Source organism: Methanomassiliicoccales archaeon LGM-DZ1, assembly GCA_030168595.1.
Lineage (GTDB): Archaea > Thermoplasmatota > Thermoplasmata > Methanomassiliicoccales > Methanomethylophilaceae > Methanomethylophilus.
Window position 1 is genome coordinate 298536 of record CP115556.1, and the last position, 20506, is coordinate 319041.

The 20506-nt window shown below is 62.0% G+C and carries 17 protein-coding genes; 10 read left to right on the top strand and 7 right to left on the bottom strand.

From position 1 onward, the window contains the following. Positions 1-97 precede the first annotated feature (97 nt). The 8 genes from O8W32_01355 (at position 98) to O8W32_01390 (ending at position 7177) form a co-directional block, all read left to right on the top strand. On the top strand, positions 98-1561 hold the full coding sequence (locus O8W32_01355) for an anthranilate synthase component I family protein (protein ID WII09490.1): 1464 nt from the start codon (positions 98-100) through the stop codon (positions 1559-1561). After that, a complete protein-coding gene (locus O8W32_01360; protein WII09491.1) occupies positions 1558-2160 on the top strand; it encodes an aminodeoxychorismate/anthranilate synthase component II in 603 nt (200 codons plus the stop codon). Before O8W32_01355 ends, O8W32_01360 begins: the two co-directional genes overlap by 4 nt. Beyond that, positions 2157-3173 carry an anthranilate phosphoribosyltransferase gene (gene trpD / locus O8W32_01365; protein ID WII09492.1) on the top strand — a complete coding sequence of 339 codons (1017 nt, stop codon included), beginning with the start codon at positions 2157-2159 and terminating at the stop codon, positions 3171-3173. The genes O8W32_01360 and trpD overlap by 4 nt, the downstream gene beginning before the upstream one ends. A gap of 4 nt (positions 3174-3177) precedes the next feature. Further along, complete coding sequence (gene trpC, locus O8W32_01370; GenBank protein WII09493.1) at positions 3178-3972, top strand: indole-3-glycerol phosphate synthase TrpC; 795 nt, start codon at positions 3178-3180, stop codon at positions 3970-3972. Then, a complete protein-coding gene (locus tag O8W32_01375; GenBank protein WII09494.1) occupies positions 3969-4619 on the top strand; it encodes a phosphoribosylanthranilate isomerase in 651 nt (216 codons plus the stop codon). The genes trpC and O8W32_01375 overlap by 4 nt, the downstream gene beginning before the upstream one ends. A gap of 1 nt (position 4620) precedes the next feature. Further along, positions 4621-5811: a tryptophan synthase subunit beta gene (gene trpB / locus O8W32_01380; protein ID WII09495.1), complete on the top strand. Its 1191-nt coding sequence runs from the start codon at positions 4621-4623 to the stop codon at positions 5809-5811. Then, positions 5804-6580 carry a tryptophan synthase subunit alpha gene (trpA, locus tag O8W32_01385; protein WII09496.1) on the top strand — a complete coding sequence of 259 codons (777 nt, stop codon included), beginning with the start codon at positions 5804-5806 and terminating at the stop codon, positions 6578-6580. The genes trpB and trpA overlap by 8 nt, the downstream gene beginning before the upstream one ends. 75 nt (positions 6581-6655) lie before the next feature. Then, entirely contained in the window at positions 6656-7177 is a 522-nt protein-coding gene (locus tag O8W32_01390) for a flavodoxin (GenBank protein WII09497.1), read from the top strand. Between the two features lie 116 nt (positions 7178-7293). Here O8W32_01390 and O8W32_01395 read toward each other — a convergent pair whose 3' ends face one another. Together O8W32_01395 and O8W32_01400 are read right to left on the bottom strand one after the other, a co-directional pair. Next, the gene (locus tag O8W32_01395; GenBank protein WII09498.1) at positions 7294-8013 is read right to left on the bottom strand and encodes a cell division protein FtsZ; all 720 of its coding nucleotides are present in this window, start codon (positions 8011-8013) and stop codon (positions 7294-7296) included. A gap of 107 nt (positions 8014-8120) precedes the next feature. Beyond that, on the bottom strand, positions 8121-8477 hold the full coding sequence (locus O8W32_01400) for a ribbon-helix-helix domain-containing protein (protein ID WII09499.1): 357 nt from the start codon (positions 8475-8477) through the stop codon (positions 8121-8123). Between the two features lie 371 nt (positions 8478-8848). On the opposite strand from O8W32_01400, the gene leuS reads away from it, so the two are divergent. Beyond that, positions 8849-11755 (top strand): leucine--tRNA ligase, encoded by a 2907-nt coding sequence (gene leuS, locus O8W32_01405; protein WII09500.1) that lies wholly within the window; start codon positions 8849-8851, stop codon positions 11753-11755. A 323-nt stretch (positions 11756-12078) separates the two neighbouring features. On the opposite strand, the gene O8W32_01410 is transcribed toward leuS, so the two are convergent. From O8W32_01410 to O8W32_01420, 3 genes are all read right to left on the bottom strand, one after another. Next, entirely contained in the window at positions 12079-12630 is a 552-nt protein-coding gene (locus tag O8W32_01410) for a UbiX family flavin prenyltransferase (GenBank protein WII09501.1), read from the bottom strand. Further along, positions 12627-14525: a beta-CASP ribonuclease aCPSF1 gene (locus O8W32_01415; GenBank protein WII09502.1), complete on the bottom strand. Its 1899-nt coding sequence runs from the start codon at positions 14523-14525 to the stop codon at positions 12627-12629. Before O8W32_01415 ends, O8W32_01410 begins: the two co-directional genes overlap by 4 nt. A 75-nt stretch (positions 14526-14600) precedes the next feature. Further along, entirely contained in the window at positions 14601-15248 is a 648-nt protein-coding gene (locus O8W32_01420; protein ID WII09503.1) for a proteasome subunit beta, read from the bottom strand. Between the two features lie 309 nt (positions 15249-15557). Here O8W32_01420 and O8W32_01425 point away from each other — a divergent pair, with 309 nt between their 5' ends. Then, a complete protein-coding gene (locus tag O8W32_01425; protein WII09504.1) occupies positions 15558-17822 on the top strand; it encodes an adenosylcobalamin-dependent ribonucleoside-diphosphate reductase in 2265 nt (754 codons plus the stop codon). 48 nt (positions 17823-17870) lie between these two features. On the opposite strand, the gene O8W32_01430 is transcribed toward O8W32_01425, so the two are convergent. Both O8W32_01430 and O8W32_01435 read right to left on the bottom strand, forming a co-directional pair. Continuing rightward, the gene (locus O8W32_01430) at positions 17871-19352 is read right to left on the bottom strand and encodes a hypothetical protein (protein ID WII09505.1); all 1482 of its coding nucleotides are present in this window, start codon (positions 19350-19352) and stop codon (positions 17871-17873) included. Next, positions 19349-20485, bottom strand: coding sequence for an ATPase, T2SS/T4P/T4SS family (locus O8W32_01435; GenBank protein ID WII09506.1), 1137 nt, complete (start codon positions 20483-20485; stop codon positions 19349-19351). Before O8W32_01435 ends, O8W32_01430 begins: the two co-directional genes overlap by 4 nt. Between the last annotated feature and the right edge of the window lie 21 nt (positions 20486-20506).

Genomic DNA, 20506 nt, shown 5'->3' on the forward strand with positions numbered 1-20506 from the left:
TACCATTTTTAAGACATAGATTTATATCCCTGAGCCAGATTCCAAGTATCGTTCTTAAAACATCATTAATGTACATAAGAATACAGAGATGAGAAAAATGCTCACACCAACCATCGAGGAGGTCAGGAAGTACGCCGCGGACGGCAGGTACGACATCTGCCCCGTGCGCAGGGAGATCCTCTCCGACTTCAGGACCCCCATCGAGGTCATGAGGGCGCTGATGAACGTCTCGGGCCACTGCTACATGTTCGAGAGCGCGGATGCGACCAAGAGGAGGGGACGCTACACCTTCCTCGGGTTCGACCCCAAGATGGGGATCAGCATCCGCAACGGGAAGATGAAGGTCGGCGACCTCGAGTTCGAGACCCGCGACCCCAACAGCTACATCAGGCAGGTCCTCGGCAAGTACAGGAGCCCGAAGGTCGACGGGTTCCCCCCGTTCACCGGCGGCCTCGTCGGATACTTCTCCTACGACTATCTGAAATACGCCGAGCCGTCGCTGGACCTGGACGCGAAGGATGATGAGATGTTCAACGACATCGACCTCATGCTCTTCGACAGGGTCGTGGTCTTCGACAACTTCGCCCAGAAGCTCCTCCTGATCGCCAACGTGAACCTGAGCAGGCTGGACACCGATTACAACCGCGCCGAGTCCGACATCCGCCAGATGGAGGAGATCGTCAGGCACGGGGCGCCCAAGCCGGACCTCTCCGGCCGCCTGAAGTCCGAGATCAGGCCGTTCTTCACCGAGGAGCAGTACTGCTCCATGATCGAGAAGGCCAAGGAGCGCATCTACGAGGGGGACATCTTCCAGGTGGTCCTCTCGAACAGGCTGGAGGCCGACTACGAGGGCAGCCTCTTCAACACCTACAGGGTGCTGAGGACGGTCAACCCCTCCCCCTACATGTTCTACTTCTCCGGTTCCGACATGGAAGTCGCCGGCGCCTCGCCGGAGACCCTGGTCAAGCTGGAGGACGGCATCCTGCACACCTTCCCCCTGGCCGGCACCCGCCCCCGCGGGAAGACCGAGGAAGAGGACAGGGAGCTCGCCGAGGGCCTGCTGAAGGACCCCAAGGAGCTCGCCGAGCACAACATGCTGGTGGACCTCGGCAGGAACGACATCGGGAAGATCTCCGAGTTCGGGACGGTGAAGGTGGAGAGGTTCCACTGCATCGAGCGCTACTCCCATGTGATGCACATCGGGTCCAGCGTCCGCGGAGAGATCGCCCGCGGTAAGGACGCTCTCGACGCGGTCGGCGCCGTCCTCCCGGCCGGGACCCTGTCCGGGGCCCCCAAGATCAGGGCGTGCCAGATCATCAACTCCCTGGAGAACTGCAAGCGCGGGATCTACGGCGGCGGGTTCGGCTACATCGGCTTCGGCGGGAACCTGGACCTCTGCATCGGCATCCGCCTCGCCTACAAGAAGAACGGCAAGGTCTTCATCAGGTCGGGCGCAGGGATCGTCGCCGATTCCCAGCCGCACAGAGAATACAAGGAATGCCTCGACAAGGCCGCGGCCGTGGTCTTCGCCCTGAAGAAAGCGGAGGATGAGGACCTGTGATACTGCTCATCGACAACTACGACAGCTTCTCCTACAACCTGTACCAGTGCATCGGAGAGCTTGACCCAGACATCCGCGTGGTCAGGAACGACGAGATGACCGTGAAGCAGATCGACGCCCTCGCCCCCCAGGCCATCATCATCTCCCCCGGCCCTGGCAGGCCGGAGGACGCGGGCGTGAGCGTGGACACCGTCAGGGAGCTGGGCGGGAAGTACCCCATCCTGGGCGTCTGCCTCGGCCACCAGGCTATATGCCAGGCGTACGGGGCGAAGATTGTCCACGCCAAGCACCTGATGCACGGCAAGACGTCCGAAGCAAAGATCGACACGGAGGACCCCATATTCAGGGGGCTCCCGGAGCGCATCACCGTGGCGAGGTACCACTCGCTGGCGGCGGACCCGTCGACGATGCCGGAATGCCTGGAGACCATAGCAGAGACGGACGACGGCGAAATTATGGCCGTGAGGCTGAAGGGGGGCCGCGTCTACGGCCTCCAGTTCCATCCCGAGTCGGTGATGACCCCCGAGGGGACGAAGATACTGGCCAACTTCCTTGCGATAGCGGGAATCGAGACCGGGAAGAAGGAGCGGACAATATGATAAAAGAAGCAATCATCAAGATCGTTGACAAGAAGGACCTCACCTACGATGAGGCCTACCAGGTCATGGACGAGATCATGACCGGCAAGACCACGCCCACCCAGAACGCAGCGTTCCTGGCGGCGCTGTCCACCAAGAGCACCAAGGCCGAGACCATCGACGAGATATCCGGGTGCGCCGCAGCCATGCGCGACCATGCGCTGAAGGTGGACAACCCCTACAAGACCCTAGAGATCGTGGGGACCGGCGGGGACGGTGCCGGGAGCTTCAACATCTCCACCACCTCCGCGTTCGTCATCTCCGCATCCAAAGCCAAGGTGTCCAAGCACGGCAACCGGGCGGCGTCCTCCAAGTCGGGGGCGGCCGACGTCCTCGAGGCGCTGGGGGTCAACATCCACCAGAGCCCGGAGAAGGCCGTCAGCCTCCTGAAGGACCCTGGCATGTGCTTCTTCTTCGCCCAGGACTACCACAGCTCGATGAAGTACGTCGGGCCCATAAGGAAGGAGCTCGGGATCAGGACCGTCTTCAACATCCTCGGCCCGCTCACCAACCCCGGCCGCCCCGCCTACATGGTGCTCGGCGTCTACGACAGGTCCCTTGTCGACCCGCTCGCCCGCGTGCTGACCCAGCTGGGCGTCGAAAAGGGCATGGTGGTCTACGGGCAGGACGGGTTCGACGAGATCTCCTGCAGCGCCCCGACCTCCGTGTGCGAGGTCAACGGGGGGAAGTACGACTCCTACGAGATCGCCCCCGAAGACTTCGGGATAGGGAGATGCATGAAATCCGATGCCTCCGGCGGTTCCCCCGAGGCCAACGCCAAGATCACCCGCAACATCCTGAGCGGAGAATACGGGCCTAAGCGCGACATCGTCCTCCTGAACTCCGCGGCCGGCCTCTACTGCGCCGGCAAGGCGGCGGACATGGCCGACGGCGTCGAACTGGCCAGGAAACTGCTGGCCGACGGTTCCGCGCTCAGGCAGCTCGACTCCCTGAAGGAGCTGTCCAACATCTGAGAACATGAGCAGCAGCATCATCGACGACATAGCGGCCGACACGAGGGCCAGGGTGGAGGAGTCCCGCAGGCGCGTGCCCATGAAGGTCCTCCGCGAGAGGGCCCGCATGATGGGGTCCGATACCGGCTTCCCCTTCGAGAAGGCCCTCCGTTCGCGCGGCGGCATCTCCTTCATCTGCGAGGTGAAGAAGGCGTCCCCCTCCAAGGGCATAATAGCCAGGGACTTCCCGTACCTCAGCATTGCCGAGGACTACGAGGCCGGAGGGGCCAACGCCATCTCCGTGCTCACCGAGCCCCGCTGGTTCCTGGGGAGCACCGAGTACCTGCGCGAGATCGCCTCGTCGGTGAAGATACCGTGCCTGAGGAAGGACTTCGTGGTCGACGAGTACATGATCTACGAGGCCAAGGCCCTGGGCGCGTCCGCAGTCCTGCTCATCAGCTCCCTGCTCGACGATGACAGGCTGTCCTACTTCATCCGCACGGCCGACAGCCTGGGACTTTCAGCATTGGTGGAATGCCGCGACGCCTTCGACATCGGCAGGTCCGTCTCCGCCGGCGCGAGGATAATCGGCGTGAACAACCGCAACCTGGCCGACTTCTCCGTCGACCCGAGGAACAGCGCCCGCCTGAGGTCGCTGGTCCCGGACGACGTGATATTCGTGGGGGAGAGCGGGATCAGGACCCCGGAGGACGTCCGCACGCTCGCGGACTCGGGGGCGGACGCCGTCCTCATAGGGGAGACGCTCATGCGCTCCACGGACAGGAAAGGCATGCTGGCACATCTGAGGGGAGTCTGTTGACCAAGGTCAAGTTCTGCGGCAACCGGACCCCTGAGGACGTGAGCTTCGTCAACGAGGCCCGCCCGGACTATGCCGGGTTCATCCTGGCGAAGGGCTTCCGCAGGACCGTCGACGACATTACGGCCGAGAAGCTGGCGGAGGCCGTCCGCCCGGGGATTTCCCGCGTAGGCGTCTTCGTGGACGATGCGCCGGAGAGGGTCGCCCGCTTCCTCAACGAAGGGATCGTGGACATAGCCCAGCTCCACGGCAGCGAGACGGAAGAATACATAGGCCGCCTCAGGGGGATGACCTCCGGGACGGTCATGAAATGCTTCCGCCCGGAGACCGCAGAAGATGTACGCCTGGCCATGGGGTCCTCGGCGGACCTCGTGATGCTGGACGGGGGTTCCGGGTCCGGGAGGGCCTTCGACTGGTCGCTCCTGCGGGAAGCCGACAGGGACTATTTCCTGGCCGGGGGGCTGACGCCGGAGAACGTCGGGGACGCCGTGAGGCGCCTGAGGCCGTTCGCGGTGGACACCAGCTCCGGGACGGAGACCGAAGGTAAGAAGGACATCCGCAGGATGCGGAGGTTCATGGATGCAGTGCGGGATGCGGACAGGGATGTCCCCGCCCGGGACGGACGCCCCGAATGCGCAGAAGATGATTGAGATGACAAATCCAAACGGAAGGTTCGGCGAATACGGCGGGCAGTACATGCCCGAGACACTGATGAACGCGGTCAACGAGCTGGAGGAAGCCTACAACAAGTACAGCAAGGACCCGGAGTTCCAGAGGGAGCTCGCGGACCTGCTCAAGAACTACGCCAACAGGCCCAGCATGCTGTATTATGCCGAGAGGATGACGAAGGACCTCGGCGGCGCCAAGATCTACCTCAAAAGGGAGGACCTCAACCACACCGGCGCGCATAAGATCAACAACGTGCTGGGACAGGCCCTCCTCGCGAAGAAGATGGGCAAGACCAGGCTCATCGCCGAGACCGGCGCCGGCCAGCACGGAGTGGCCACCGCCACCGCAGCGGCCCTGATGGGCATGGAGTGCGTCGTGTTCATGGGCGTCAAGGACATGGAGAGGCAGGCCCTCAACGTCTACAGGATGCGCCTGCTGGGCGCAGAGGTCCGCGGAGTGGCCGACGGGACCGGGACCCTCAAGGACGCGGTCTCCGCCGCCATGAGGGAATGGACCACCCGCATAGACGACACCCACTACTGCCTCGGGTCCGTCATGGGCCCGCACCCGTTCCCGACGATCGTCAGGGATTTCCAGAGCGTCATCGGCAAGGAGATCAGGGAGCAGCTGATGTCGAAGGAGGGGCGCCTGCCCGACATGCTCATCGCCTGCGTCGGCGGCGGGTCCAACGCCATCGGAACGTTCTACGACTTCATCGGCGACAAGTCCGTGGAGCTGGTGGGCGCGGAAGCGGCCGGGAAGGGCATCGACACCCCGGAGACCGCCGCGACCATGAACACCGGCAGCGTCGGCATCTTCCACGGGATGAAATCGTACTTCTGCCAGAACAAGTACGGGCAGATTGCGCCTGTGTACTCGATCTCCGCCGGGCTGGACTATCCGGGGATCGGGCCCGAGCATGCGTTCCTGCACGATATCGGCAGGGCGAAGTACGTGGCGATAACCGACGAGGAGGCCGTGCAGGCCTTCGAGTACCTCTCGAGGACCGAAGGCATCATCCCCGCCATCGAATCCGCCCATGCGGTGGCCTATGCCATGAAGGTCGCTCCGACCATGCCCAAGGACAAGATCATCGTCGTGACCCTGTCGGGGAGAGGGGACAAGGATGTCGCAGCCATCGCCAGGTACAGGGGGGTCGACCTCCATGATTGAACTGTCCCAGGCGTTCGGCCACGGCAAGGCGTTCATCCCGTTCATCACCTGCGGGGACCCGGACCTGGAGACCACTGGGAAGATCATCAGGGAGGCCGTGAGGAACGGCGCCGACCTCATCGAGCTCGGGATACCCTTCTCCGACCCCACCGCCGAGGGCCCCGTCATCATGGAGGCCGACAGGCGCGCCCTTGCGGGCGGGGTGACCACCGACGACATCCTCTCCTTCGCCAAGGAGCTCAGGAAGGACGTGAAGGTCCCGATGATCTTCATGACCTATGCCAACGTCGTGTACTCCTACGGCCCCGACAGGTTCTGCGAGAAGGCCGCCGAGGCCGATGTCCGCGGGCTCCTCCTGTGCGATGTTCCGTATGAGGAGAAGCAGGACTTCCTCCCGGCATGCGAGAAGCACGGCATCAGCCTGATATCGATGATCGCGCCCACCTCCGAGAACAGGATCGGCATGATCGCCAAGGAGGCCCAGGGCTTCATCTACATCGTGTCCTCGCTCGGGGTCACCGGCGTGAGGAAGAGCATCACCACCGATATATCCCCCATGGTGGACGTCATCAGGAAGAACACGAACGTGCCCTGCGCGGTCGGGTTCGGCATATCCACCCCCGAACAGGCCAGGAAGATGGCATCTCTGTCCGACGGCGCCATCGTCGGGAGCGCGATCATAAAGATCATCGATGCGGGAGGGCCCGACATGGTGAAGAAGGTCGGAGAGTACGTCAAGTCCATGAAGGACGCGATCTCCGACCTCTGAAGGGGACCGGCCGCCGGCCGGCCCTTCCTGCTTTCTTATACTTCCTTTTATACTTCCTCGGACATATCTTACATCATGTCCGATATTCTGGTCGCATACTATTCCCGCGCCGGGGAGAACTACTTCGGCGGATCCAAGCGCTACATCAAGGTCGGCAACACCAAAAGAGCGGCGGAGTCCATCGCTGCCTCCGTCGGGGCGGATATCTTCGAGATCCGCCAGAAGGTCCCGTATTCGGATGTCTACGACGAGTGCATCGCGCAGGCCAAGGACGACCTGAGGAAGAAGGCGAGGCCCGAGATAGAGGGCTTCCCGGAGAAGACCGGGTACCGGACGATGGTCCTGGCATACCCGAACTACTGGGGCACCGTGCCCATGGCCGTCCTCACGTTCCTGGAGGGCTTCAGCACCGGCGGCATGAGGATCCTCCCGCTGTGCACCAACGAAGGAAGCGGTATGGGCCGGAGCGAATCCGACATAAAGGCCGCATGCCCCGATGCGGAGATCGGGGAAGGCCTCGAGGTCCCCGGCAGCAGCGTCGGAACGGCCGGGGCCGAGAAGAGGATCTCCGATTGGCTGAAAGCGGCCGGCCTCTGAACGGCGGCCGGGAATCATCAGCGTGATGATGCAGGAAGAAAAGAAGCTCCCCGGGATATGGCACGAACCCGGGGAGCCAGGAGGACATCGGCTTCTGAGAGCCTCTTAAGAATGATTCAGGAAAGCGTCTTGCCGGACAGGCTGCCGACGGTCTCCGGAACGGAATCCCCGGACCTCTTGGCAGAGCTGCTGCCTGCGGCGGCCTTCCTCGCCAGATGCTCGGAGGAGATTATCGGAGCATCCTCGATGAAACCGAATATCAAGTTCACAACAGCGGCATCGACGGCGCGGAGCGCCTCGTCCATGGTCCTGTAGCCCATGCTGAGGGCGTTCTCGTTGTTGACCTTGATGACGGTCTTGCAGATGGAGTGGAGTCTCCTGTAACCCTCGGCGGCCTTGAAGGCCCTGTCGGATTCGAAGGAGAAGGGCATGATGGCCATCGCGGAAGCGTCGACCCCGACCCTGTCGCAGAGCTCTGCGATGACCGGCGCGGCGCCTGTCCCTGTTCCTCCTCCCATCCCTGCCACGATCAGAGCGTAATCGTATCCTCTGACGGCGGCCATGATCTCGTCCTCGTGGATTTGGGCGCACTTCTTGCCGAGCGCGGCGTCCCCGCGGGTGCCGAGACCCTGGGTCACTGCCTTGCATATGTATATGCGGCGGTCGGCGGAGGTCTGCTGAAGGGCCTCCCTGTCGGTGTTTATGGCGATGATATCCGCACGGCATGCCCTTTCGTAGAGCGCCGAAGCGATACGGCATCCTGCGCCTCCGACAGCGATCACCGCTATCCGGGGGTCGCCCCCGATCGCGATATCTGACGCGATATCGTTCCCCATACCTGCAATTCCCGACATGTTCCATCCCATCGAAGACGTTTCTGCAAATGCGTTTCAGCCGATAGGCGGCTGTCCATCCCTTCTGACTGGCTGGCCTGTACCGTCTTTCAGAGCATCTGCGCTTTCTGCTGCGCGGCCCTGAAGGCGTCTGCTGCGGAGCTTTCCTTGGCATCCTTGGGGATGATCTGATCCAGGACGAGCTGCCTGATGAAGGACTCCTCGTCGAAGATTATCCCCTGCTTCTTCATGTTGTCAAGGGTCAAGAGCTGAACCTGGCTCAGTCTGACGTATATCCCATCCTCGCCCGACCTCTGCTCAGATTCCGCTCCGACGCTCCTGATGGCGCTGCGGATGGCCTCCGAACGGGAGTCGATGCCGGTCTCCGACATGTACTGGTTGAGGATCTTGATGTCCTCATCAGTGAGTCTCAGAGAGATCAGCGTCATCTTGTCGTTCTCAGCCATTTCACATCGCCTTTGCGAGTGCACTCTAGGTCCCATCCCTTCGTGCGTGGGCAGTTTCCTGCTTGGAGAATCTATATGGTGTCCTACTATTTATAATGTGATACACGGAGATATCTCTTCGATATCTCTCAGATATCTCTTGTATTTCAAGAGAAAGGGCATCTGTTTCAGAAAATGCGCCGAAAGCGACCGTTTTCCGAATACAGTACCATTATACACCGGCTGATATAAAGCCTATCTGCCGGATGACAGCATTCGATTCGGGCACGTAATACGCAGACTGCTCCCTCGATCGCCCATCCGCTGTCATGCCTGCGAGTGACATGCTTATATTATACCAAACAATCGCGCGGGCATTATAAGGTGTGCAGATGAGCCGCGATTACGCCGAAATGGAGAAGAAGTGGCAGGCCAAATGGGCCGAGAGAAAGCTCAACGAGTCCGAGAGGATCGACGGCAAGCCGAAGTTCATGATGATCTTCGCGTACCCCGGGCTCACAGGGTACCTTCACGTCGGCCATCTGAGGGGATACTCCTACACCGACGCCATAACCCGCTACAAGAGGATGACGGGTTACAATGTGCTCTTCCCCGTGGGGACCCATGCTTCGGGGAACGGAGCGATCAGCCTCTGCAGGAAGATTGTGTCCAAGGACCCCAAGACCATAGACTACCTGCTCCGCAACGGCGCCACCCAGGAGGAGATCGATTCGATCAAGGAGCCGATGGACGTCGTCCATTTCTTCAACAACGTCTATCAGAACGACTACTGGAGGAGGTTCGGTTTCCTCTCCGATTGGAGGAGGTTCACCTGCACCCTCTATCCCGACTACTCCAAGTTCATCGAGTGGCAGTTCTCCAAGCTGAAGGACGCCGGCCTGCTCATACAGAAGCCGTATTACGCCCCCTTCTGCCCCCAGGACGGGCCTGTCGCCGTGGACCCCAGCGAGACGGACATCTCCAAGGGAGGCCTCGCCGAGACGCAGGAGTACACCCTCCTGAAGTTCCGCTGCGACGAGAAAGGGTTCTTCCTGGTGGCGGCCACCCTCCGCCCGGAGACGGTCTTCGGGCAGGTCTGCTTCTGGGCCCGCCCCGACATCACGTACTCCGTCATCTCCAAGAACGGAGAGAAATGGGTGGTATCGAAGGAGTGCGAGGAGAAGCTCGGCCTGCAGTTCGACGGCGTCTCTCACGTCGGAGAGATCGCCGGGAAGGACCTCATCGGCCTGAAGTGCGTCACCCCGATGACCGGCAGGGTCATCCCGGTCTTCCCGGCAGGGTTCGTCAACCCCGACGTCGGCACCGGGCTGGTCACCTCCTGCCCGTCCGACGCCCCCGACGATTGGAACTCCCTCGCGGAGGCCAAGGCGAACCCCGACCTGGAGAAGGTCTACGGCATCCCCAGGGATGTCATCGACTCCGTGAATCCCATCTCCATCATCTCCATCAAGGGATACGGGGACTTCCCTGCCGAGGACATCATCGAGAAGCTCGGCATTCCGAAGGTCTCCGACCCCGAGAAGAAGAGGCAGCTGCTGGACGAGGCCAAGAAGCAGGTGTACAAGGACGGCTACCACATGGGCGTCATGAGGGAGGCCGCCGGGGACCTGGCCGGCGTCCGTGTGGAGAAGGCCAAGGACATCTGCCAGCAGAGGATGCTCGATTCCGGCGAGGCGGAGATCTTCCGCGACCTCACCATGGAAGTGGTCTGCAGGTGCGGGCGCAGGGTCCACATCAAGAGGATCGACGACCAGTGGTTCATCAACTATGCGGACAGGAAGCTCACCGAGGCGACCAAGGAGAACGCCAAGAAGATGACCATCTTCCCCAAGATGTACTATGAGAACGTTCAGAACGTCCTCGACTGGTACCGCGAGAGGGCATGCGTCAGGCTCGGCAACTGGCTGGGCACCAAGTTCCTCTATGATAAGAAATGGACCATCGAGCCCATCTCCGATTCCACCCTGTACCCCGTATATTACACGATTTCCCTGTACGCCAACTCCAAGCAGATAACCCCCGAGCAGATGAAGCCCGAGTTCTTCGACTACGTCATCCTCGAGAAGGGAGATGCTGCCGCGGTGTCCGCGTCTACCGGGATAAGCGCCGGTCTCCTCGATAAGATCAGGAAGGACGTGCAGTACTGGTACCCCCTGGACATCAACCTGGGCGGGAAAGAGCACATGACCGTCCACTTCCCGGTGTTCCTGCTGAACCACCGCGCCGTGCTGCCGGACAAGATGCAGCCGCGCGGGATCCTGGTCAACTGGTACGTCACCGGGAAGAACAAGGACAAGATCTCCAAGTCCAAGGGCGGCGCGCAGCCCATCCCCGGAGCCGTCGCGAAGTACGGCGCGGACTCCATGAGGCTGTACTACGCCAACGTCGCTTCCATGGACTCCGATGTCGAGTGGGACGAGGATATCGTCTTCACCTACAGGCAGAGGCTGGAGAGCATCATGAGCTCCGTGGAGGACCTCATCGGGCAGGAGGCCGACGTCCCCTCGGGCGACATCGACGCCTGGCTCATCTCCAGGTTCAACACCCACCTTGCCGAGATCAGGGAGGCCATGGACAGGTACGACCTCAGGGCGATGACCACTGTCGTGTATTACGACATGGCGAACGACATGCGCTGGTACGCCCGCCGCAGCGGCAGGAACAAGGACACCGTGAGGAAGGCGCTCCGCATCTGGATCAACGCCATGATGCCGGTGACCCCGCATGTGGCCGAGGAGCTGTGGTCTGAGGCCGGCTTCGAGGGACTCGCCTCGGAGGCCCAGCTCCCCGAAGCGGATTCCTCCATGAGGGATGCATCCGCGGAATACGGCGAGGGCCTCATCCAGGAGGTCATCTCCGACATCAACGAGATCAGGAAGATGGCCAAGACCGAGGTGAAGAAGGCATACGTTTACACGACCCCGGCCTGGAAGGTATCGGTGCTCAAGGACGCCATCTCCATGGCCGAGAACAAAGAGCTCACCATCCCCGCCCTCACCAAGAAGTGCATGGCGGACGAGAACCTGAGGAAGATGGGCAAATCCGTCTCCGAATTCGCCAAGAAGACCGCCATGGACCTGATGCGCTCGAACCCCGAGGACAGGAAGGCCCTCGCCGGGCTCGACGAGGAATCCCTTCTGAAATCCGCCGTCGGCTTCATCGCGGCCGAGACCGGGATGGAGACCGAGGTGTTCGGAGCCGACGAGGAGAACAAGTACGACCCGTCCGGGAAGGCGCGTGTAGCGGTCCCCGGAAGGCCTGCGATATACCTCAAGTGAAACCTCTGCGGGGCTTTCCGCCCCGCTTTTCCTTTTGATCCGAGACGGGGTTTCCGCGTATCTCATGCGAGGTCTCTCGTCCGGCGGTCCTCCTGCCTGCCGAAGATGCCCCGGCTGCCTCTTCCGAACATCTGGCACATTCGGAATGATGGGTCCGGAGAGACCGATTCGTATACGACAGCAGTTCTGCCCGTACGCGGCCGCTGCAGTGCATCTGCGGGGCGCGGACGTCTGCCGAAGCCCTCTCTCCGCATTTACCGTAACTGGCCGGACGGGATGACAGCGCCATCCCTCCGGCGGCCCGCCCTGAAGCAGTGCGGGCTTCAGTCGGAAGAGCCCCATCTCTCGAAGAGGTCCTGGTCTATGCCGGCCTGCATCAGGCATCTGCCGACAATGAAATCGACCATGTCGGACACCGTCTTGGGGTTGGGGTAGAACGCAGGGTTGGCGTCGAGGATCACGACGCCCAGCCTGGCAAGCTTCAGCTCATTCTCCAGCATTATGGCGCTCTTGGGGGTCTCCCTGGGAACGAGGACGGTCTTCCTCCCTTCCTTGAGAGCGCACATGAAGGCCCTGGAGATCAGGTCGTCGCCCATCCCGGCCGCGAACTTCGCCACCGAGGACTCGGTGCAGGGAACGACGAACATTATGTCGTAATCGAACGTGCCGGACGCGATTGGTGCCATGAGGTCGTCCTGGGAATAGACCTCATCGGCCATCTTCTCCACCTCCTCGACGGAATGCCCGGTCTCAGCGGGGATTATCTTCTTGGCGGTGTCCGACATTACCAGGATCTTCTCGCCCGGGAGCTCCTGCAGGAGCCTTATGCCGTAGATGGCGCCCGAGGCGCCCGTCATGGCGACGACGGACTTCATCTCAGCCTCACCGTCTCGAGGTTCTGGGGAGCGACCGTCGAGATCCTGAACTTCTGGGATATCGAAGATGCCAGATCGACGCACTTGCGGTCCTCTCCGTGGACGATGATGATCTTCTTCGGCCTCGGCTCGAGCTTCTTGATGTAGTCCATGAGCTGGTTGCGGTCCGAGTGCCCCGAGAAGCCGTCGACGGTCTCGCGGTTCATCTTGATCTGGACGGTCACCGGCTTGCCCTTGAAGGGCAGGGTGATGTCCGCCCTCCCGCGCTGGATCGTCCTTCCGAGGCTGTTCTCGCTCTGGTACCCGACGAACAGGAGCCAGTTGCGCTCATCGTCCGCCCATTCCCTGAAGTACTCCAGGACCGGCCCTCCGGACATCATACCGCCTGTCGCGAGGACGATGCACGGGTCGGGGGAGTGGCATATCTCCTCTCTCATGGCCGCGGTCTCGACCCTGTGGAATATCGGCGACAGGAAGGGGTTCTCGTTCTTGTTGAAGATCTTCTCCTTCAGGGCGCTGTTCAGGTACTCCGGGTAGGCAGTATGGATGGCGGTGGCCTCCCATATCATACCGTCGAGATAGACCGGCAGCTGCGGGATCCTGCCTTCCCTTTCAAGCTCCTCTATGACGAGCATGACCTCCTGTGAACGCCCGACGGCGAAGACGGGGATGAGGATCTTCCCGCCTTTGCTGCATCCTTCCTGGATGAACTCTCCGAGCTCGTCGGACGCATCTTTCCTGGAGGGCTGGAAGTCCTTCTTCCCTCCGTAGGTTGACTCGAGGACCATGGACTCGAGCCGGGGGAACTTGGTGTTCGCCGGGTTGAAGAGCCAGGTCTTCTCGAACTTGGTATCGCCGGTGAAGGCGATGTTGTGCAGGCCGTCGCCGATGTGGAAGTGGGCGATGGCCGAGCCCAGGATGTGCCCGGCGTTCTGGAAGGTGAGCTTGACATCAGGGGCGATATCGGTGGTCTCGCCGTACTTCAGGGTGATGGTGTGGAGGATCTCGTTCCTCACGTCCTCGCCCTTGTAGAGGTTCTTCTTGGCCTCTCCGTACGCGAGCTTGATGTTGTCGAGCTGCAGCAGGGCCATGAGGTCCCTGGTGGGCTCGGTGCAGTACACCGGCCCCTTGTAGCCGTACTTGAAGAGCGCAGGCAGGGTCCCGCAGTGGTCGAGGTGCGCGTGGGTGATGACCACGGCGTCGATGTCCGTGATGGGCATGGCCTCCGGGACGGAGAAGTACGGGGTGTTGTCGGACCCGGGGTCGAGGCCGCAGTCGATGAGGATCTTGGAGTTCCTGGTGGTGAGGAGGGAAGCCGACCTCCCGACCTGCCTGTAGCCTCCGAGAGCGGTGACGCGGACCCACTGCTCGCCTTCCACCACCGGGCGGAGGAGGTTCCTCGCGACCTTCTTGAGCATGCTCTGCCTCTCGTCCTTGCTGTAGCGGAGATATCCTCTCACGTCAGAGATCGTCTTGGAGGGTATCGGAGGGGAGCGCATGACCTTGACGTTCCAGCCCGTCTCCTTCTTCATGTTGTCGAGGACGTCGGTGTGGGTAACGGCCGCCGGGTTGATGGCCTCGACGTAGCAGACCCCGGTCTCCTCGATGAAGTTGATGTCGGTGAGGCCGGCGCTCTTCGGGATGAGCTTCCTGACGGCCTTCTCCGTCTCGTCAGTGTCCCCCAGCGTGGAGGGGTCGGGGCGGATGTCGACCCTCCTCTTGAGGGCGCTGACTATGTTCTTGGTCACATCCCTGTTGTCGGCGAACTTGTCGTAGTTCCTGACGTATATCACTACGACTGCCGCTTCGAACTCTACGGAGACGACCTCCATGTCCGAGGGGATCAGGCCCATTACCTGTTCCCGGAGGCTGTCGAAATACCTGTCTGCGTTCATGATGTTGGCTTCCTGAAAAGATAAGTGAACGAAAAATAGGGGAAGAAGTTTGAAAGGTCCGGCGATGCGCGGAACTCAGTTGGGATACCTGAATCCCAGCTCCTCGCACCTCTTCTTGATCTTGCTCTGGTCTATCCAGTGGTACCCTTTCGAGTCGAACACGAGGATGAGCATGCCGTCGCCGGTGTAGTTGTCCCTCCTCCTGGCGGCGTTGAGGCCGGAGATGGCGACATCTATCGCCTCAGCCTCGGTCATGTCGGGCTTGTAGAGGGTCTCGAGGGCGCCGTACGCGGTGATGCTGCCGGAACCGGAAGAGGTGTAATCGTCCTCGATCACCCCTCCGGCGCCGTCGACGCTGAAGACGTGCCCGCCGGTGCGGTCGACTCCGGCCAGTATGGGGCCGAGGTAGAATCCCTGGCGGATGACGGAGCCCATGAGGGTGGCCGCGGTCTGCACAGAGATCTTCGCCCCTTTCTGCATCTCGTAGAGGGAGATCTGGCTGGACATGAACCTGACCATGAGCTGAGCGTCCCCGACGAGGCCGGAGATGGTCATGCCGATGTTGTCGGACAGGGGGTAGACCTTCTGAACATGGCTGTTCGCGATGAGGTTGCCCATTGTTGCCCTCTGGTCGGTGGCGAGCACCACGCCGTCCTTTATCTTCAGCCCGATGGTGGTCGTTCCTGTCTTCACGACGTTATCAGAATCAGCGTTAGCGTTCATGAGATGCTCCTCGAAAAACTCGATAGGCGGACTTGCGCCCGCAGAACAATGAGATGAACATTGTTCTTCTACATAAATATTCAGGTCAGGCTAAACGGATGGCCCATCCATCCCTGCATATGCGGGTCCGTGCTCCGAGGGGCGCGGGAAGGCCTTCCGGCCCGCTCGGCGCGCTTGTCCGCCTGGCACATCGAAAGCGCGTTCGGAGGCCGTTATAGCAGGAAAATATGTCCAATTCATTGGTTTTTAAAGTAGTCGCCTATGCTTTTTTAATCTCCCCTGCGATAGCCCGAGAGAAAGGGGAACTCCATGGAAATCGAGCAATGGCTGGGGGCTGACAACAATCTCGGGATCGACATCTGGAACAAGAAATATTGTTACAACGGGGAGACGTTCGACCAGTGGCTGGACCGTGTCTCCGAGGGCGATGCCGAGCTCAGGCAGCTGATCATCGATAAGAAATTCCTGTTCGGCGGAAGGATCCTCGCGAACCGCGGCCTGCAGAAGACCGGCCTCAAGGTCACGTTCTCCAACTGCTACGTCCTCTCCCCGCCCGAAGATTCCATTGAATCCATATTCGATACTGCCAGCAAGGCCGCCAGGACATTCAGCTACGGCGGAGGGGTGGGGATCGACCTCTCCAAACTGGCCCCCCGCGGCGCGAAGATAAACAACACCGCCTCCGAGACCTCCGGCGCGGTATCGTTCACCGACCTGTACTCCATGGTCACCGGCCTCATCGGCCAGCACGGGAGGCGCGGGGCCCTGATGCTGACGCTCTCCTGCGAGCACCCCGACCTCGAGGAGTTCATGCAGGTCAAGATGGATGTCGACAGGGTCACCAAGGCCAATATGTCCATCCGCGTGACCGACAAGTTCATGGAGTGCGTGAGGGACCGCGAGACCTTCGTGCAGACGTTCGTCAGGCCCGAGACGGACAGCACCGTCACTAAGAACCTCGATGCCTACGCGTTTTTCAAGAAGCTCTGCTACGCCAACTGGGACTTCGCCGAGCCCGGCTGCCTGTTCTGGGACAGGATCAGCTCGTGGAACCTCCTCTCCGAATTCCCTGATTATTCTTATGCCGGGACCAACCCCTGCGCCGAGGAGCCTCTCCCGGCAGGCGGGAGCTGCCTGCTCGGATCGATAAACCTCGCGGCGTTCGTCCATGACAAGAAGTTCGACGAGGAGGACTTCAGGAAGACCGTGAGGATCTGCGTCAGGGCGCTCAACGACGTCCTCGACGAGGGCCTCCCCCTCCACCCGCTGCAGGAGCAGCGCGATTCCGTCAGGAACTGGAGGCAGATCGGCCTCGGCATCATGGGCCTCGCGGACATGCTCATCAGGATGGAGCTCGTGTACGGGACCAAAGAGGCCATGGACTTCTGCCACAGGCTCGGGTTCATCATGGCCGACACCGCCATCGCCGCCTCGGCCGAGCTCGCCGCCGAGTTCGGAGCGTTCCCCAAGTGCAACATCGACGAGCTCATGGCCTCCCCGTACTTCCAGGAGAACACCACGGAGGAGACCCGCGAGCTCGTCAGGAAGCACGGGCTCCGCAACTCCCAGCTGCTCACCATCGCACCCACCGGCACCCTCTCGACCATGCTCGGGATCTCCGGCGGGATCGAGCCCATCTTCGCCACCCACTTCGAGAGGAGGACCACGTCGCTCTCCGACCATGACGTGAGCTACACCGTCTACCCGGCGGTCGTCAAGGAGTACATGGACAGCCACGGGCTCAAGGACGATACCCAGCTCCCGCCGTGGTTCGTCACCTCCCAGAACCTCGACTACAAGCAGAGGCTCAACCAGCAGGGAACCTGGCAGATGCACATCGATGCGTCCATCTCCTCCACGGTCAACCTGCCCCAGGACTTCCCCGAGGAGGACGTCTACGGCCTCTACATGTACGCTTGGCAGATCGGATGCAAGGGCGTCACTGTCTTCCGCGACGGATGCAAGAGGCTAGGGATCCTCACCCCCAAGGAGAAGGAGGCGAAGAAGAAGGAGCAGGAGGCCAAGAAGGAGGAGGCCGTCGAGAAGAACGTCCCGAGGACCCGCGGCGTGATCAGGATCGTCGACGACAACGTCATCGGGAAGAAGAGGAAGCTCATGACCGGCTGCGGCAGCCTCCACTGCACAGCGTTCTTCGACCCCAAGAGCGGCGACCTCATGGAGGTCTACCTCAACAAGGGATCCACCGGCGGATGCAACAACTTCATGATCGGGCTCTCGAGGATGATCTCCCTGGCCGCCAGGAGCGGATGCCAGGTGGAGGACATCGTGGACCAGCTCAAGTCATGCGGCACCTGCCCCTCGTTCGCCGTCAGGAGCTTCACCAAGAAGGACACCAGCAAGGGCTCCTGCTGCCCCATGGCCGTCGGCTGGGCCCTGAGCGACATGTACGAGGAGATGAAGACCCAGATCAAGACCTCGTCCCTGGTGGCGCCTCCGGCGGCCCCCAAGGAGAAGAAGAAGGTCCTCAACCCCTGCCCGAAGTGCGGCGACGAGCTCACCTTCCAGGGCGGCTGCAACATCTGCAAGTCCTGCGGATGGACCAAGTGCGAGTGAAACCTTTCCGGGGGCGGGCATCCCGCCCCCGTTTATTTTTCTCGATTTTCAGAGCTGGATGCTCATCGACACCAGGAAGACCAGCGCCGACACCGGCAGGAACATCGAGATGCGGCGGGCCACGGTCTCCGGCCGGGCGTCGCCTTCCAGGAACGAGTTGAGCGCGGAGATCAGCACGCAGAGCTCCGCGAGGTAGAGGACCAGCACCGACGAGGTGCCGGAGATGTCGGACCCGGAAAGGGAGGATACAGGCGCCAGCATGGCGACCGATAGTCCCAGCACCATCGGCGCGAAGAACACGGCGGTGGCGGACATGGTGTCCGTCATGCTCCTGAGCTCGGCGCGGATGCCGTTCCTGACCGACCTCTGGTCCTTCATCTGCCTCCCGATGGAGATCGCCAGCTTCCCGGCGTCCCTGAGGTCCTTCGATGCCGCGCGGCATATCGCGCGGAACGCATCGCTGACGGTCTCGGAGACAGGCGACAGGGCCCTCGCAACGGCGTCCTCCTCGTCGCCGCGGCATACGGCGAACTCCCTCCTGAGGGCCTCGGCGACCCCCGCGCATCCCTCCCTCGAGGCGATAGCACCGACGGCGGCGTCCTCGAAGGTCCCGCCGGAGAGCAGGCGGTTGCCGGCGTCGAACACCGCGTCCTCCAGGTGGACGGCGATCTTCTTCCTGGCCGATTCCCTCATGTAGGCTGGGAGCACGGCGGCGAAGGATGCCACTCCGCCTGCAATGCACCCGATGCACCCTGCGATGTCCGCTTCCATCCCTTCCCCCAAACAAACGGCGACCAGGACCGGGACGGACAGGAGTGGAGCGTAGTTCCTCAGCCAGGCGTCCCCGTTCCCCGGTTTGAGGAACGGGTTGCGCCGGCTTATCATGAGCACCACGCAGGCTACCGCCGCCGGTACGGCGACCAGCGTCAGGACGGCGATCTGCTCTATGCCTATGGGCGAAGAGCCGAACAGGCCCCCGAAACCCAGCATGGGGACGATGCACATGAGGACCATCGGTACCATGATGCCGAGGGCGAACACCGCCATGCAGGGGGCGTTCAAGGATGCGCTGAAGGACTTCCCGGCCTCCTTCAGGCCAGTCAGGGCGATCTCGGAGGCATCGCGGAGCGAACGCTCCCTCTCATCCTCGGCGCGGGCCTCGGACGCCGAGACCGCCATATGGATCGCCATGGAGTACGGCGAGGCGGAATCCGGGAGCCGGGAGAGCTCCGATATGAGCGACGCCCGCATGTCCGGCCTGACCCTGGTGTCGGCGAGGTCGGCCACCCTGCAGAATATCTTCTTGGAGATCTGCGGGCCGTCCTCCGCGACCGCGCGGACGGCCGAATCGAGGGACCCGCCGCCCGATATGGACGTCGACATGATGCCCACGACCCCGGGGGCCTCATTCAGGAGCTTCGGGACGTCCTCGCTGCGGACGGGCGGCCGGTCCTCGGTCTGCCGCGTCCGCATCCTCCTTTTGATATTCTCCCCGAACTCGGGCGCGTACGCCGCTCCGGCATCGTTCATGACCCGTCCCCCATGTCCTTCCCGGTCTCCGCGAAGACCTTGTTCCGGAACGATGCGAGGATATCGTCGGGGTTCCTCCCGGCCATCCTCGACAGATGGTCGTTCGCGGCGCTGATCCATTCGGGGCTGAAGAACTGCTCCCCCCAGCGCCCGCCCATGGACGCCAGGTACCCGCGGAGCATGGACCTCGCCTTGATCTCGTTCCTGGCCTCTTCTTCTGTCTCCACAGACGAGGCCAGCGCTCTGCGCATGACCGGCACCGAGAAATCCAGGCGGTTGCCGGACAGATCGGCGAACTCCCCCGGCCTGTCGGTGGTGGCCGCCACCTCGCTGACCCTCCTGGACTGCGCCCCCGTCCTCCTGTCGCGGAACGAACCCAGCGTCACGAGTATATCGGTGGCCATGAACGCCTCAGGCGATATCCCCATGTCGTGGACCACCCTCTCGTACACGGTCCTCGCGCTGTCGCCGTGGATGGTCCCCAGGATCGAGCTCCCGGCGCGGCCGGTCCTCATGCTCTGATACAGCGTCCTCGCCTCCTCCCCTCTGACCTCCCCGAGCACGATGGCGGACTCGCCGAGCCTCAGGGAGACCCTGAGGGCCTCGTTGGCCCTCGACAGGCTGTCCCCGTCCATGCGGTCGTCCACCAGCATGGACTGCACCTTGTACCCCATCTTCCTCATCTTCTCCCCCGGCAGCTCGATGGTGTCCTCGATGGTGAGGATCCTCTGGGACAATGGGAACTCGAACATCAGGGCCGAGAGCAGGGAGCTCTTCCCGGCCCCCCTCGCGCCGCAGATCATGAAGGTCGCACGATTCTGTATGAGGAACGACAGAAGCCCGGCGGTGGCGGCGTCCATGGTGCCGTTGGAGATCAGGCGGGTGAGAGTCCACGGGTCGGAGGAATGCTTCCTTATGGCCACGGCATCGCCGTTGGGGCTCATGGGGTACCCCACCACCGTGGCCCTCGCCTCCTGCGCTTTCATATCCGTCTCCAGCACCGGCGACGATTCGCAGAACGGGAGCCCCGATTCCCTCTTGAGCACGTTGATGAGGTTGTCCACCTCCCTGCGGTCGACGATGAGGTTGGTGCGGCAGCGCACATGGGAGTTCCCGTCCCCTATCCCGCGCATGGTGACGTGGATCCTGTTCCT

Excerpts from the sequence above, each read along its gene's own strand:
- trpB (WII09495.1), top strand. The coding sequence starts at position 4,621 with ATGACAAATCCAAACGGAAGGTTCGGCGAATACGGCGGGCAGTACATG.
- O8W32_01410 (WII09501.1), bottom strand. The coding sequence starts at position 12,630 with ATGAAGTCCGTCGTCGCCATGACGGGCGCCTCGGGCGCCATCTACGGC.
- O8W32_01435 (WII09506.1), bottom strand. The coding sequence starts at position 20,485 with ATGCGCGGGATAGGGGACGGGAACTCCCATGTGCGCTGCCGCACCAAC.
- leuS (WII09500.1), top strand. The coding sequence starts at position 8,849 with ATGAGCCGCGATTACGCCGAAATGGAGAAGAAGTGGCAGGCCAAATGG.
- trpD (WII09492.1), top strand. The coding sequence starts at position 2,157 with ATGATAAAAGAAGCAATCATCAAGATCGTTGACAAGAAGGACCTCACC.
- O8W32_01415 (WII09502.1), bottom strand. The coding sequence starts at position 14,525 with ATGAACGCAGACAGGTATTTCGACAGCCTCCGGGAACAGGTAATGGGC.
- O8W32_01420 (WII09503.1), bottom strand. The coding sequence starts at position 15,248 with ATGAACGCTAACGCTGATTCTGATAACGTCGTGAAGACAGGAACGACC.
- O8W32_01425 (WII09504.1), top strand. The coding sequence starts at position 15,558 with ATGGAAATCGAGCAATGGCTGGGGGCTGACAACAATCTCGGGATCGAC.
- trpC (WII09493.1), top strand. The coding sequence starts at position 3,178 with ATGAGCAGCAGCATCATCGACGACATAGCGGCCGACACGAGGGCCAGG.
- O8W32_01400 (WII09499.1), bottom strand. The coding sequence starts at position 8,477 with ATGGCTGAGAACGACAAGATGACGCTGATCTCTCTGAGACTCACTGAT.
- O8W32_01355 (WII09490.1), top strand. The coding sequence starts at position 98 with ATGCTCACACCAACCATCGAGGAGGTCAGGAAGTACGCCGCGGACGGC.
- O8W32_01390 (WII09497.1), top strand. The coding sequence starts at position 6,656 with ATGTCCGATATTCTGGTCGCATACTATTCCCGCGCCGGGGAGAACTAC.
- O8W32_01430 (WII09505.1), bottom strand. The coding sequence starts at position 19,352 with ATGAACGATGCCGGAGCGGCGTACGCGCCCGAGTTCGGGGAGAATATC.
- trpA (WII09496.1), top strand. The coding sequence starts at position 5,804 with ATGATTGAACTGTCCCAGGCGTTCGGCCACGGCAAGGCGTTCATCCCG.
- O8W32_01395 (WII09498.1), bottom strand. The coding sequence starts at position 8,013 with ATGGGGAACGATATCGCGTCAGATATCGCGATCGGGGGCGACCCCCGG.